Consider the following 13,181-nt stretch of genomic DNA (forward strand, 5'->3'; position numbering starts at 1 on the left):
GGCGCCCGGTGACTTCACCGGGCGCCCCCGTCGTTGTCCGCGGCAGCCCTGATCATGCGCGGCACGCGGCGGACCCGCCCGGTGCCGCCCGCCCGGTGCCGCCCGCGCCGGCCGACCGGCGTCGGCCGCTAGACGGTCGGCGCCCGGTGCCGCACTCCCCCACGCGGCGCTCCCTGTGGCCCACTGATCGACGACGGCGTACGCGGCTGGAGCTGGCCCAGGACCGTCGCGCCGAAGGCGATGGTCATGCCGAGGAGTTGGAGGGGGGTGAGGGACTGGCCGAGCGCCGCCCAGCCGACCACGGCCGCGGTCAGGGGGGAGAGGGGGCCCAGGAACGTGACCTGGGTGGCGGAGAGGCGGCCGATGCCTCGGAACCAGAGCCAGTAGGAGACGGCGGTGTTGGCGAGGGCGAGGTAGAGGTAGCCGCCGATCGCGCGGGTGTCCAGGGCCGGGGGTGCGCCTTCGGCCAGGAGGGCGAGCGGGGCGATCAGGAGGCCGCCGGCGGTCAGTTGCCATCCGGCGAGGGCCAGCGGGCCGACACCGTCCGGGCGGCCCCAGCGCTTGGTGAGGACCGTGCCGGCGGACATGGAGGCGGTGGAGGCGAGCGCCGCGAGCAGACCGACCGCGTCCAGCGCGCCCGCCGCCTTCAGGACGACCAGGCTGACGCCGAGGGCCGCGGCGATTCCCGTGAGCAGCGTGCGTACGGTGGGCCGCTCCCCCAGCAAGGCGGTCGCCAGGCCCGCGACGAACAGCGGGCCGACCGAGCCGACGACCGCCGCCATACCGCCCGGCAACCGGTACGCGGAGAGGAAGAGCAGCGGGAAGAAGGCGCCGATGTTCAGCGCGCCCAGCACCGCGGCCTTCCCCCACCAGGCCCCGTGCGGCAGCCTGCGTGAGATCGCCAGGAGCAGCAACCCCGCAGGAAGCGCCCGCACCAGGCCCGTGAACAAGGGGCGGTCAGCCGGGAGGAACTCCGTCGTCACGGCGTAGGTGGTGCCCCAGGAGATGGGGGCGAGCGCGGTCAGGGCTATGACGGGGAGACGGTTCGCGGTGTGCGTGGTGTGCGCGGTCATGGGCGCGCCCTTCCCGGCGTGAGGGATCTTGGACCATGGAGACAGCTCGCTCGTGATGAGCTCACTCTCGATTAGCTTGCTTGTCATTAGCTTAGCGCTAAGCAACTTTCCGTCAAGCAACTTTCTTGCGGCCGACCCGACGGCATCCGATACTCGCCCCATGAACGCGCGCCCTGAGCCCGACCAGCCCCTCCGCGACCCCGTCGACGCGATCATCGACCAGTGGGCGGTCGCGCGGCCCGACCTCGACACCACCGCGATGGAGGTGTTCGGGCGGGTCTTCCGTCTCTCGCGGGCGCTCGGCGACCGGATGGAGAAGGCGTACACGCGGTTCGGGATCTCACGCGGAGAGTTCGACGTGCTCGCGACCCTGCGGCGCTCCGGCGAGCCGCACACGCTCTCGCCCCGCCAGCTCTCCGCGACCCTCATGCTCACCACCGGCGGCATGACCGGCCGCCTCGACAAACTCGAACGCGCGAGCCTCCTCCGCCGCTCCCCCGACCCGCACGACCGCCGCGCCCTGCAGGTCACCCTCACCGACGAGGGGCTGCGCCTGGTCGACGAGGCTCTCGTCGCGGGCCTCGCCGTCCAGACCGAGGCGCTCGCCCACCTGAACGACGAGCAGGCCGGCCAACTGGCCGACCTGCTGAGGTTGTTGGTGGTGGGGGCGGGGGCGTGACCGTGGCCCGGGGAGGTACACGAAGAGCCGCCCGAAGACCAGTCCGGAGATCGGCGCGAAGAGCTGTCCGAAGATCAGCCCGAAGAGCTGACCGAAGAGCTGACCGAAGAGTCGTCTAGGACGCGGCACCGGCGCCCAGCCACGCCGTCAACGCGGCCTCGACCGTCGGGGCATCCCCACCCTTCTCCCCCTTCTCCGCGCGCTCCGTTCCGTCCGTCGCCCAGGCCACGTAGCCGTCCGGGCGCACGAGGACGGTCGTGCGGCGGTCGCTCGCCCAGGTCTCCACGACGAGGCGGCCCTTACGGGACGGGGACCCGGTGTCGTACGAGGCCGCAGGGCCCTGCGGGGCGTTCCGCGGGGTGATGAGGACGAAGCGGCCGCCGCGCAGGGACTCGTAGAGGCGGCCGGTGGTGAGGGTGACGTCCGGGACGCGGGTGCCGACCAGGCGGTGGGCGCCGCGTGGTGCCGCGTACGTGTAGCCGATGCCGGTGATTTGGCCGATCGCGCGGGCGCGGGCCGGGGGGAGGTGGTTGACGAGGGTGGTGAGGGCGGCGCGGAGCGCCAGGGTCCAGGGGGACTTGGCCATGGCGAGGCGGACGATGCCGCCGCTGCTGCGGAGGACGGACCTGCCGACGGGGTGGCGTTCGGCCTCGTAGGTGTCGAGGAGAGCGGGGTCCGCGTGGCCGCCCAGGACGGCGGCGAGCTTCCAGCCGAGGTTCGCGGCGTCCTGGAGACCGGTGTTCATGCCCTGCCCGCCGGCCGGGGTGTGGACGTGGGCGGCGTCCCCGGCCAGGAAGACCCGGCCCACCCGGTACGCGGGGGCCTGGCGCTCGTCGCTGTGGAAGCGGGACATCCAGCGAGCCTCGCGCATGCCGTAGTCGCGGCCGAGCGCGAGCCGGGTGATCTCCCTGACCTCGTCGAGATCGAGCGGCTCACTGTCGGGGACGTCACGACCGCGGTGCCAGCCGATGATCCGGTAGTAGCCGTCGCCGAAGGGGGCGATGAAGGCGAAGGCGTCACCGACGGCGTTCGCGGTCAGCACCTGGGCCGGCTTCTCGTCGAGCCGCACGTCCGCGAGGACCACGGAACGGATGACCGACCTCCCCGGGAACGGCAACCCGATCGCCTCGCGGACCGCACTGCGGTGCCCGTCCGTCCCGACGACGTACGCGGCGGTCAGCCGCTCCGTCCCCCCGTCCGCCGTCCGCACGCGGACCGTGACGACGCCCGGACCCGGGCCCTCACCCTGGTCTTGTTCTTGCCCCTGGCCTTGTTCTTGCCTCTGGCCCTGGTCGATCGCCGTCACCTCCGTCTCGTACCGGAACCGCACCCCGGCCTCCACCGCCCGCCGCTCCAGGACCTTCTCCACCTCGTACTGCGGGATCACCAGCAAGTGGTTGAAGCGGGAGGGGAGGGTGTCGAGGCGCACGGCGAGACGCCCGAAGAGGTTGAGGCGGTCGAGGGTCTGCCCCCTGCCCTCCAGGTCGTCGGCGAGGCCTCGGGCGTCGAGCTGCTCCAGGGTGCGTGCGTGCACGACGAAGGCCCGCGAGAGGTTGCTGATCCGGTGCCGGCGCTTCTCGACGAGCGTGACCGGGATGCCTGCGGCGGCGAGGTCGCCTGCCAGCAGCAGGCCGGTGGGACCCGCCCCCACGACGATGACGTCTTGGAAGTCCTGAGCGTCCTGAGCGCCCTGAAGGTCATGAGCGTCACGGGCGTGAGGGGTGGTGCCGCGCTTGCTCCGCTTGCCGTGCCTGCCGTTCTCGCCGTGCTCGCCGTTCTCGCCGTTCATGGCGGCCTCCTGCCAACACATGTTGGTCAACGTTTGTTGGCCAACGCCTGTTGTCAACGTAGAGATGCACCACTGGACTGTCAACAAGTGTTGGCCTACGTTTGTTGGCATGACGGATACGGAACCCTCGACTCCCGCGAAAGCGGCCCGCCGCTCCGACGCCACCCGGCACGCGATCCTGCTGGCCGCGCGCGAGCGGTTCGCGGCCGACGGCTACGACCGGGCCACCATCCGGGCGATCGCCAAGGACGCGCGGATCGATCCGTCGATGGTCATGCGGTACTACGGCTCGAAGGAGGGGCTGTACGCCGCGGCGCTCGACGTCGACCTGCGGCTGCCGGACCCGACCGCGTTCGACGTGCGGGACGTGGGCCGGGTGCTGGTGAACCACTTCCTCGGCCTCTGGGAGGAGAACGAGGTGCTCACGGCGATGCTCCGGGTCGGCGCCACCAACCAGGCGGGCGCCGAGCGGATGCAGAGCGTGTTCCGGGACCAGTTGCTGCCGCTCGCCCGGCAGGTGTGCCCCGACCCCGAGCAGGCCTCGACCCGGGCGGCGCTGTGTGCGTCACAGGTGCTGGGGATGGCTCTGGCGCGTTACATCCTGCGGTTCCCGCCGGCGGTCGCGCTGAGCCGCGAGGAGATCGTGGAGTGGCTGGGGCCGACGGTGCAGCGGTATCTCACGGCGCCGTACCCGACGCCGTACCCCTGAGCCGACGCACGGTCACAGCGGCGACGGCCGCCCCGGGACACGCCGAGGGCACCCCCGGCGCACAGCTGCGCGAAGGGTGCCCTCGATGGAAAGCGTCGAGAAAGGCGGAGCGGAGGCGGTCAGGCCTTCGCCTTGGCCTTCGGCTGACGGTCCGTCGACCCGTCCAGGACCATCACCAGACCGGCGATCACCGCGAACAGCGCGAGCGGCGCCACGACGAAGAGGCCGAGCGTCTCGAACACGCTGAGGCCCGGACCCGGGTCGTCGCCGTCGTCGGGCGTCACCGCGAGCGCGGGGGACGACATGAGCAGCATCATCAGCGTCGTACCGGCAGCCAGGGCGCCGGCGCGCAGGGCGTTCTTCTTGTCCACCTTCTTGTCCACGCGCTAAAGGTAACGAACGCGGGTGGGCTCCGCGCGGCCGGGGGCGCCTAACAGCTCGGGGGTGCGGAGTGCGTCGGCGGGTGCGGGTCGTTCGTGGCTGGTCGCGCAGTTCCCCGCGCCCCTGAAAAGCAGGGGTTGCAGCCCATGCTTCTCAGGGGCGCGGGGGCCTGGTCCCCCCACCCCCGAGCTCTCACGCGCCCCTCAGCACCTCCACCAACGCGTACAGCCGAGGTGACGCCGCCAGGTCCTCCAGCGTCACCGGGCGCCCCGTCGCGTCGGCGATCGGCAGGCGCCAGTTCGGGTACTGGTCCCACGTGCCGGGGAGGTTCTGGGGGCGGCGGTCGCCGAGGGTGTCGGGGAGCCAGAGGCCGACCATGCGGGCGGGGGTGCGGAGCAGGAAGCGGTGGAGGGCCTGGATCCGGTCCTCCTCGGAGGTGGTGGAGATGCCTCCGCCGGCACCGTCCAACAGGCCCAGCCTGGCCAGGAGGGCCAGCCATTCGCCCGCGTCGGCGGCGGCCTCGGCGCGCTCCTCGGCCAGCGAACGGGTGAGCAGGCCCAGACCGTGGCGGAGGTCGACGTGGTCGCAGGTCAGCCGGGAGGCGGTGGGCGGGAGGTCATGGGTGGTGGCGGTGGCGAGGCAGTTCGCGCGCCAGCGTTCGGGCGGGAGCGGGCGGCCCGTGCCCTCCCAGTCGCGTTCGAACCAGAGGACGGACGTGCCCAGGACACCGCGGGCGTCGAGGGCCTCGCGCACGCCGGGCTCGACCGTGCCCAGGTCCTCGCCGATCACCAGGGCGCCGGCCCGTGAGGCCTCCAGGACCAGGATCGCGAGCATGGCGTCGGCGTCGTAGCGGACGTAGGTGCCCTCGGTGGGGGCCTGGCCCTGCGGGACCCACCAGAGGCGGAACAGGCCCATGACGTGGTCGATGCGGAGGGCGCCCGCGTGGCGGAGGAGGGCGCGCAGGAGGCGGCGGTAGGGGGCGTAGCCGTTCTCGGCGAGGCGGTCCGGGCGCCAGGGGGGCAGGCCCCAGTCCTGGCCGCGGGAGTTGAAGGCGTCGGGGGGCGCGCCGATCGACATGCCGGCCGCGAAGTACTCCTGCTGGGCCCAGGCGTCGGCGCCGCCGGGGTGGACGCCGACGGCCAGATCGTGCACCAGGCCGATCGGCATGCCCGCGTCGCGCGCGGAGCGTTGCGCGGTGCCGAGCTGGGCGTCGGTCAGCCACGCCAGGCGGGTGTGGAAGTCGACCCGGTCCATCAACTCGCCCCGGGCGCGGGCCGTCTCGGCCGAGCGCGGGTCGCGCAGGCCCGTCGGCCAGCGCTGCCAGTCGGAGCCGTGGACCTCGGCGAGCGCGCACCAGGTGGCGTGGTCCTCCAGGGCCTCGCCCTCCTCGGCGAGGAAGTCCCAGTACGCGGCCCGCCGCCCGGGGCCGAGCGGTACGGCGCGAACCAGTTCCAGGGCCTCGCGTTTGAGGTCCCACACCGCGTCCCGGTCGATCAGCTCGCCCTTGGACAGGACGGAGTCCCGCAGGCGCGCGGCCCGCTCCAGCAGCGCGCCGACGCGGTCGCGGTCGTCGGGGGACGAGGCGGCGGCGGAGAGGGCGTACGGGTACTCCGGTACGTCCTCCACGCGCAGGTGGACCGGGTCGGGATAGCGGCGGGAGGAGGGGCGGTACGGGGAGGGGTCGGTGGGCACGCCGGGGACGGCCGCGTGCAGCGGGTTGACCTGGACGAATCCGGCGCCGAGGGCGCGGCCGGCCCAGGCGGTGAGTTCGGCGAGGTCGCCGAGGTCGCCCATGCCCCAGCTGCGCTGCGAGAGGAGGGAGTAGAGCTGGACGAGGAGGCCGTACGTGCGGCCGGGCGGGACGGGCAGCCGGGCCGGGGCCACGACGAGGTGGGCCTCGGCGGTGCGGCCGTCGGGGGCCGTGGCGCGCAGGGCGTGCACGCCCGGGGGCAGCTTCTCGACGGTGGAGCGGAGTTCGCCCTGCTCGGTCTCGATGCGCAGCCGGGTGCCGTCCGGGAGGGCGGTCAGCGCGGCGGGGGGCTCGCCGTCGGTCCAGTGGACCACGGTCGGCGGCAACAGCCGTTCGCCCCGTTGCCGTTCACGTGCCGCGAGGGCGGCGCCCACGGCCTCGGGGGTGCTCGCGTCGACGTCCAGCGCGGCGAGCACGGCCACGACGGCGTCGTCCGAGGCCGCGACCGCACGGTCCGGGGAGGGGCTGTAGGAGGTGGCGACGCCGTGCAGGGCGGCGAGCCGGGCCAGTGGTCTCTCCGGTGACGGCTCACCGGAGTCGGCCGGGTGTGGTGGCATCTAGACCCCCGATGCGGCGCCGTGGGACGTGGGTTCGCTGGTGAGGGGGGCCGCGTCGGTGAGAGGCGGCTCGCTGGTGAGGGGTTCGGCGTCGGGGAGCGGGGGCTCGCTGGTCAGGGGGACGTCGGCGCAGGGGCCCTCGGAGCTGAAGACGCAGACATGGGGCTCATGGAGCTCGAAGGGCTGCGCCTCGCGTTTGGAGCGGGCCTGGGTCGGAAGGTGAGCCGGTGCGGCCACGGGGGCCTCCTTGTCGTCGTACGGCGATGGGATGCGGGTCCGGGGTACTCCAGCCCTACCCAGCGGGCGCCGCCGCAGACGTGGGTGGGCGGACATCGTGGTGTTGTTCACTTCGACGCCGGGCCGATTTCCCGATCATCACCGGTTTCCCGCTCACTGTTCCCCTCGCTATTCACTCAGTACATATACTCAGTGCATACTGATCTCCATGAGCACCCGCCACATCCTGCTGGGGCTGCTCGCCGGTGGGCCGAGCCATGGCTACGACCTCAAGCGACGGCACGACGAACGCTTCCCGCAGGCCCGTCCGCTGGCCTACGGGCAGGTCTACACGACCCTGCAGCGGCTGGTCCGCGACGGACTCGCCCAGGTCGACGGCACCGAGGCGGACAGCGGCCCGGAGCGGACGATGTACCGCTCGACGGGCGAGGGGGCGCGCGAACTGGCCAAGTGGGCCGGGGAGATCACACCGCCCGCGCCGTTCGTGACGAACGAGATCTTCGCCAAGCTGGTCGTCTCGATCCTCGCCGACGGCGATCCGGCCGCCTACCTACGGGCGCAGCGCACCGCGCATATGACGCGGATGCGGGAGCTGACGGCCGTGAAGACCGCGCCGGGAGCCGATCTCTCGACCGTCCTCGCGGCGGACTACGCCCTCAACCATCTCGACGCCGATCTCCGCTGGATGAACACCACCGCGGCCCGGCTGACCACCCTGACCGCGGAGGTCGACACAGCATGAACGAGAAGAACGCCAGCCCCGTGCCGCTGCTCGCGGCCCGCGGTCTCGTCAAGGAGCACGGCAGGACGCGGGCGCTGCGCGGCGCCTCGCTGGAGCTGCGCGAGGGCGAGATCCTCGCCGTCACGGGGGCCAGCGGCAGCGGGAAGTCCACGTTGCTGCACTGTCTCGCGGGGATCGTGCGGCCGGACGAGGGCTCGGTGGCGTATGCCGGGAAGCGGCTCGACCAGCTCCCCGAGAAGGAGCTGAGCGAGTTGCGCCGGACGGACTTCGGGGTCGTCTTCCAGTTCGGGCAGCTGATACCGGAGCTGACGGCCGTCGACAATGTCGCACTGCCGCTGCTGCTGGCCGGCACGGCCCGCACGGAGGCGCGGGAGCGGGCCGGTGAGTGGCTGGAGCGGTTCGGCGTGAGTGGGCAGGAGGAGCAGCGGCCCGGGGAGATGAGCGGCGGCCAGACGCAGCGGGTGTCGCTGGCGCGGGCGCTGGTGACCGCGCCGAAGGTGGTGTTCGCGGACGAGCCGACCGGGGCGCTGGACTCGCTGGCGAGCGAGCAGGTGATGGCGGCGCTGACGCACACGGCCCGGGAGTCCGGTACGGCGGTGCTGCTGATCACGCACGACGCGCAGACCGCGGCGTACGCGGACCGCGAGGTCACGCTGAAGGACGGGGTCGTGGCCTCCGAGGCCGACGCGGCGCTGGAGGTGTCCCGGTGAGCGCGCTGGCGAACGACGTGCGCCTCGCCCTGCTGCTGACCCGGGGCTCCGACCGGCGCGAGTGGTGGCGGGTGTCGCTGACGGCCCTCGGGGCGGCCCTGGCCACCGGCTTCGGCATGGCGGCGGCCGCACTGGCCTCGCTGGAGGGCCAGTACAGCGTGCGGTTCGGCAACGGTCTGCTGAATCACCCCGGCGAGCGCTCCGGGGTGATCCTCACCCTGCTGCTCCTGCTGGTCCCGGTGCTCGGGCTCCTCGGTCAGTGCACCCGTGTCGGTGCCGTGCACCGCGACCGGCGACTGGCCGGGCTGCGGCTGGCCGGGGCGTCGGCGCCCCAGGTACGCAGGATCGCGGCGCTGGAGACGGCAGCGGCCTGTCTGGTCGGCTCCCTGGTCGTCACGGTCTTCTTCGTGCTGCTTCTGCTGAGCGCGTGGACCCCGCCCGCGCTGGCCTGGGTCGGCATCGCCCTGGTGGCGTTGGGGGTACCGGCGCTGGGCGCGGTCGCGAGTGCGCTGGCGCTACGCCGGGTGGTGGCCTCTCCGCTGGGCTGGGTGCGCCGGGTGCGGCCGCAGTCGGGCCGTGGGCCCGGGTGGGTGTTCCTGGGCGCGGTGGCGCTGGTGGTGCTCGGGGCGCTGCTCTTCGTCGCCAACACCAACCGCGACATGCCTGACCGTTCGCCCAGTTACGCCCCGCTGACCGTCTCCGGCGCGCTGCTCGCGGTGGGCGCGGGCGCGGTGTGGCTCTCGGGCACGGCCTCGAAGCTCACCGGCCGGCTGGTCGCCGCGCGCGCCGAGACCCCGGCGGTACTGATCGCCGCCGAGCGGCTGCGCGACGACCCGTGGGCCTCGGCCCGCACCCACGCGGCCGTCCTCATGGGAACCGTCGTGGGCAGCGGGTTCATCGGCATACGGCAGGGACTGCTCACGGTGGTGAACAGCACCGACAACCTCGCCGAGAGGGCGTCCTTCTACGTCACCGGACTGAACCTGGTGGCCGCCGCGATCCTCGTCGGTTTCGCCATCACCCTCTTCGGGCTGGCCGTCGGCACCGCCGAGTCGCTCTTCACCCGCCGCCGGGGCCTGGCCGCGCAGGTCGCCGCCGGGGTGCCGTACGAGGTGCTGGGGCGTGCCCTGCTGCTGGAGACCGCGCTGCCGCTGGCGCCGTCGATGCTGGTGGCCGGGGTCGGGGGCACGGCGATCGCCGGCTGGTACGCCCTGGCCGTGGGCGGCGTCTCGATCCTGCCGCTCGGGGCACTGCTCGTCCCCCTCGCGGTGTACGGGGCCTGTCTGCTGGCGGCAGCCACCTCGCTGCCGCTGCTGCGCCGATCGGTGCGTCCGACGGAACTGCGGTACGCGTAGGGCCTCAAGACCTGGCGTCCCAGGGGACACGGGGGTGCTCCTGGGCCGCCGGAAGGTGCGAGCGGAGCAGTGGGGGCGCCCGGATTTCTCCGGGCGCCCCCACTGCTCCGCACAACCGCGTACGCGCCCTCGCGCTACTTCGGCACCCCCGAAGGCGCGATCGGCGTAGCCCGCTCCGACTGCGGCGACGTCGTGGACGCGTAGGCCGACGGGGGTGACATGCCCGCCGTCGGGTCGGTGTCCGTGTCGTCGCCCGCGAGGGCCACGGCGCCGCCGACGATGCGGATGTCGGCGGCGTCGAAGGCCTTCTTGATGCGCCAGCGCAGCTCGCGCTCGACGGTGAGGGCCTTGCCGGGCATGGTCTTGGCGGTGACGCGGACGACCATCGAATCCAGGAGGACGTCGTCGAGGCCGAGGACCTCGATCGGGCCCCAGAGGAGCTCGTTCCAGGGCTCCTCCTTGCTCATCGCCTCGCCGACCTCCACGAGGGTGCGGCGGACCTTGTCGAGGTCCTCGTCGTAGCGGACGGTGACGTCGACGCCGGCCGTCGCCCAGCCCTGGGAGAGGTTGCCGATGCGCTTGACCTCGCCGTTGCGGACGTACCAGATCTCGCCGTTGTCGCCGCGCAGCTTGGTGACGCGCAGGCCGACCTCGATGACCTCGCCGGAGGCGACGCCCGCGTCGACGGTGTCGCCGACGCCGTACTGGTCCTCCAGGATCATGAAGACGCCGGAGAGGAAGTCCGTGACCAGGTTCCGGGCGCCGAAACCGATGGCGACGCCCGCGACACCGGCGGAGGCCAGCAGCGGGGCCAGGTTGATCTCGAAGGTGGCGAGGACCATCAGGGCGGCGGTGCCCAGGATGAGGAAGGACGCCACCGAGCGCAGCACCGAGCCGATGGCCTGGGAGCGCTGGCGGCGGCGCTCGACGTTGACGAGCAGACCGCCGAGGGTGCCGCCCTCGACGCCCGGGACGGAGCGGTTCATCCGGTCTATGAGCTTGGTGATCGCCCGCCGGACGAACACTCTCAGCACCGCCGCTATCACCACGATCAGCAGGACGCGGAGACCGATGGCCAGCCATGTGGACCAGTTCTCCTCCACCCAGCTGGCGGCGTTGGTCGCGCTCTCCTGGGCATCCTCCAGCGACGGCACGGCCGGTGTCGTCGACGTCTCCGAGGGGGACGGCGACGGCGCGGCGGCGGCCAGTAGGAGGGGCAGGGAAGAAACGGGCGACACGGCGGGTACCTCCAGGTGCGTTATCCGCCCTCCGGTACGGCGGTCAAGATCGATCGGATCACGGAAAGGTCACCGGACGGGCAGGGTCACCACACTAACGGGGCATTGTGTGGAGGTCGTCGCCATGTTCGAGGGAGACAAGGCGCTCACCAGGGAGTGAAGGGCGCACACCGTGGGGGATGAATCAGGGTGTGGTCGAAAACACTCCCAGCCCGTTACCGGGACATGGTGGCGCTTCCACCAGGCATGAGGGGAGACTGACTACGGATCGTCCACGGCGCGAGCCACGCGCCGCCGGCGTACAAGGAGGCATCCGTGCCGCACGTCCTGGTCCTCAACGCGTCGTACGAGCCGCTCGGCGTCGTACCGCTCCGCCGCGCGCTCGTCCTCGTCCTGGAGAACAAGGCCGTCTCCCTGGAAGAATCCGGCGCCTACCTGCACAGCGCGACCGTCACAGTCCCCGCACCCAGCGTGGTCCGGCTCAAGCGATTCGTCCGGGTCCCCTATCGGGGGCCCGTTCCTCTGACCCGTCGGGCGCTGTTCGCCCGCGACGGGGGCCGGTGCATGTACTGCGGTGGCGTCGCAACCAGCGTCGACCACGTCATCCCGCGCAGTCGCGGGGGCAAACACGTCTGGGACAACGTCGTCGCGTCGTGCCGCCGCTGCAACCATGTGAAGGCCGACCGCCATCTCGTCGAGATCGGCTGGCGCCTGCGCCACAAACCCGCCCCGCCCACCGGGCTGGCCTGGCGCATCATCGGCACCGGCCATAGGGACCCGCGTTGGCTGCCCTACCTGCAGCCGTTCGGCGCGGACGACGCGATGGCCCGGATCGACGGCATCTCCGCCTGACGGTCCGGGTTTTTGTATGGCCGGGTGCCCCCGTCACGGGGCACCCGGAACGCCCACATCCGGTTGACCTGCGCATTCGTTACCGTCTTCACAGGTGCCCCGCGTTCCCCCCACACACATGATCGCCTAGTGTCACCCCAACGGTGGGCCCTTGTTCTGGAGCGCCATGCCCAGGGGCCCGCTTCGAATGTGGGGACTCATGCGCAAGCTCGCCATAGGTGCCGTCATGTCCGGCGCCCTGGCTCTCACCGGTCTGGCCGCGCCCGCCGCGCTGGCCGACTCGCCCGAGCTGACCTTCGGTGCCGTCACGGTGAACAAGGGCAAGCCGATCGCGGTCGGCACCAAGGCCACGGTGACCGTTCCGGTCACGTACAGCTTCACCCGCCCGTCGGACTTCGCCATCGACTACGAGACGAACTTCCTGGGCATCGTCCTGTACCGCGGCAGGCTCACGGACCCCGACAACGGGCTGGAGGCTCTCTCCAGGGCGCCCAAGTGCACCCCGACCACGACGACGGACACCACGGTGACCGAGTCGTGCACGACGGTACTCACCGTAGACCCGCGTGAGCAGCTGATGGGCGCCGCGGACGCCACCACCTGGAAGGCCGGCGCCTTCTACGGACACATCTCGGTGGACAACGACGACTCCGACGACCACATCAGCTTCGAGAACGGCTACGACCTGTGGGGCGGCCTCGGCACGGCCAAGCTGCAGCGGATCGCCAAGCTCACCGTCAACGCCACCCCTGAGCCGGTCGTCAAGGGCAAGACCCTGACCGTCAAGGGCAGCCTCACCCGTGCCGACTGGGCCAAGCGGAGCTACACCGCCTACAAGGGCCAGAAGGTCACCCTCCAGTTCAAGGCCAAGGGCGCCACCGCCTACACGGACGTGAAGACGGTGACCTCCGGCACGGGCGGAGCCCTGACCACCACCGTGAAGGCGTCGAAGGACGGCTCGTACCGGTACACGTTCGCCGGTACGTCCACCACCGCCGCGAAGACGTCCGCGGCGGACTACGTCGACGTGAAGTGATGTGACGTAGCACCGCCTCCCGCGCGTCGCGGGCACCGCCCCCAGGTAACGACTCCGTTGCCCGGGGGCGGTT

13 protein-coding genes are annotated in these 13,181 nt (G+C 72.3%); 7 read left to right on the forward strand and 6 right to left on the reverse strand.

All coding sequences use genetic code 11. From position 1 onward, the window contains the following. Nucleotides 1-128: 128 nt before the first annotated feature. A complete protein-coding gene (locus OG202_RS17580) occupies nt 129-1,073 on the reverse strand; it encodes an EamA family transporter (protein ID WP_327729689.1) in 945 nt (314 codons plus the stop codon). 160 nt (nt 1,074-1,233) lie between these two features. Here OG202_RS17580 and OG202_RS17585 point away from each other — a divergent pair, with 160 nt between their 5' ends. Further along, nucleotides 1,234-1,752, forward strand: coding sequence for a MarR family winged helix-turn-helix transcriptional regulator (locus tag OG202_RS17585; RefSeq protein WP_327729688.1), 519 nt, complete (start codon nt 1,234-1,236; stop codon nt 1,750-1,752). Nucleotides 1,753-1,867: 115 nt separating this feature from the next. Here the strand turns inward: OG202_RS17585 and OG202_RS17590 are convergent, their stop codons facing one another. After that, on the reverse strand, nt 1,868-3,541 hold the full coding sequence (locus tag OG202_RS17590; RefSeq protein WP_328223087.1) for an FAD-dependent monooxygenase: 1,674 nt from the start codon (nt 3,539-3,541) through the stop codon (nt 1,868-1,870). Nucleotides 3,542-3,650: 109 nt separating this feature from the next. Here OG202_RS17590 and OG202_RS17595 point away from each other — a divergent pair, with 109 nt between their 5' ends. After that, nucleotides 3,651-4,250: a TetR/AcrR family transcriptional regulator gene (locus OG202_RS17595; RefSeq protein WP_328223088.1), complete on the forward strand. Its 600-nt coding sequence runs from the start codon at nt 3,651-3,653 to the stop codon at nt 4,248-4,250. Between the two features lie 119 nt (nt 4,251-4,369). On the opposite strand, the gene OG202_RS17600 is transcribed toward OG202_RS17595, so the two are convergent. The 3 genes from OG202_RS17600 to OG202_RS17610 all read right to left on the reverse strand — a co-directional run bounded on the left by OG202_RS17600 (nt 4,370) and on the right by OG202_RS17610 (nt 7,175). Continuing rightward, on the reverse strand, nt 4,370-4,621 hold the full coding sequence (locus OG202_RS17600; protein WP_326585825.1) for a hypothetical protein: 252 nt from the start codon (nt 4,619-4,621) through the stop codon (nt 4,370-4,372). Nucleotides 4,622-4,823: 202 nt separating this feature from the next. Continuing rightward, on the reverse strand, nt 4,824-6,938 hold the full coding sequence (gene malQ, locus OG202_RS17605; RefSeq protein WP_326582769.1) for a 4-alpha-glucanotransferase: 2,115 nt from the start codon (nt 6,936-6,938) through the stop codon (nt 4,824-4,826). After that, the gene (locus OG202_RS17610; RefSeq protein WP_326582768.1) at nt 6,939-7,175 is read right to left on the reverse strand and encodes a hypothetical protein; all 237 of its coding nucleotides are present in this window, start codon (nt 7,173-7,175) and stop codon (nt 6,939-6,941) included. A 208-nt stretch (nt 7,176-7,383) separates the two neighbouring features. Here OG202_RS17610 and OG202_RS17615 point away from each other — a divergent pair, with 208 nt between their 5' ends. The 3 genes from OG202_RS17615 to OG202_RS17625 are packed head-to-tail and all read left to right on the forward strand — an operon-like array spanning nt 7,384 to nt 9,982. Next, nucleotides 7,384-7,917, forward strand: a complete 534-nt coding sequence (locus tag OG202_RS17615) for a PadR family transcriptional regulator (RefSeq protein ID WP_326582767.1) — start codon at nt 7,384-7,386, stop codon at nt 7,915-7,917. Continuing rightward, nucleotides 7,914-8,627: an ABC transporter ATP-binding protein gene (locus OG202_RS17620; RefSeq protein WP_328223091.1), complete on the forward strand. Its 714-nt coding sequence runs from the start codon at nt 7,914-7,916 to the stop codon at nt 8,625-8,627. Before OG202_RS17615 ends, OG202_RS17620 begins: the two co-directional genes overlap by 4 nt. Beyond that, nucleotides 8,624-9,982 carry an ABC transporter permease gene (locus OG202_RS17625; protein ID WP_326582765.1) on the forward strand — a complete coding sequence of 453 codons (1,359 nt, stop codon included), beginning with the start codon at nt 8,624-8,626 and terminating at the stop codon, nt 9,980-9,982. Before OG202_RS17620 ends, OG202_RS17625 begins: the two co-directional genes overlap by 4 nt. A 134-nt stretch (nt 9,983-10,116) precedes the next feature. Here OG202_RS17625 and OG202_RS17630 read toward each other — a convergent pair whose 3' ends face one another. Continuing rightward, nucleotides 10,117-11,220 (reverse strand): mechanosensitive ion channel family protein, encoded by a 1,104-nt coding sequence (locus OG202_RS17630; RefSeq protein ID WP_326582764.1) that lies wholly within the window; start codon nt 11,218-11,220, stop codon nt 10,117-10,119. A gap of 315 nt (nt 11,221-11,535) precedes the next feature. On the opposite strand from OG202_RS17630, the gene OG202_RS17635 reads away from it, so the two are divergent. Further along, complete coding sequence (locus OG202_RS17635; RefSeq protein ID WP_037703166.1) at nt 11,536-12,072, forward strand: HNH endonuclease; 537 nt, start codon at nt 11,536-11,538, stop codon at nt 12,070-12,072. Between the two features lie 199 nt (nt 12,073-12,271). Then, entirely contained in the window at nt 12,272-13,108 is an 837-nt protein-coding gene (locus OG202_RS17640; RefSeq protein WP_328223094.1) for a hypothetical protein, read from the forward strand. Nucleotides 13,109-13,181: the final 73 nt, after the last annotated feature.

The sequence above is a fragment of the Streptomyces sp. NBC_00310 genome, from assembly GCF_036208085.1.
Lineage (GTDB): Bacteria > Actinomycetota > Actinomycetes > Streptomycetales > Streptomycetaceae > Streptomyces.

What these genes read in the sequence shown, in the direction of transcription:
- OG202_RS17580 (WP_327729689.1), bottom strand. Translation starts at nt 1,073, where the DNA reads ATGACCGCGCACACCACGCACACCGCGAACCGTCTCCCCGTCATAGCC.
- OG202_RS17585 (WP_327729688.1), top strand. Translation starts at nt 1,234, where the DNA reads ATGAACGCGCGCCCTGAGCCCGACCAGCCCCTCCGCGACCCCGTCGAC.
- OG202_RS17590 (WP_328223087.1), bottom strand. Translation starts at nt 3,541, where the DNA reads ATGAACGGCGAGAACGGCGAGCACGGCGAGAACGGCAGGCACGGCAAG.
- OG202_RS17595 (WP_328223088.1), top strand. Translation starts at nt 3,651, where the DNA reads ATGACGGATACGGAACCCTCGACTCCCGCGAAAGCGGCCCGCCGCTCC.
- malQ (WP_326582769.1), bottom strand. Translation starts at nt 6,938, where the DNA reads ATGCCACCACACCCGGCCGACTCCGGTGAGCCGTCACCGGAGAGACCA.
- OG202_RS17615 (WP_326582767.1), top strand. Translation starts at nt 7,384, where the DNA reads ATGAGCACCCGCCACATCCTGCTGGGGCTGCTCGCCGGTGGGCCGAGC.
- OG202_RS17620 (WP_328223091.1), top strand. Translation starts at nt 7,914, where the DNA reads ATGAACGAGAAGAACGCCAGCCCCGTGCCGCTGCTCGCGGCCCGCGGT.
- OG202_RS17640 (WP_328223094.1), top strand. Translation starts at nt 12,272, where the DNA reads ATGCGCAAGCTCGCCATAGGTGCCGTCATGTCCGGCGCCCTGGCTCTC.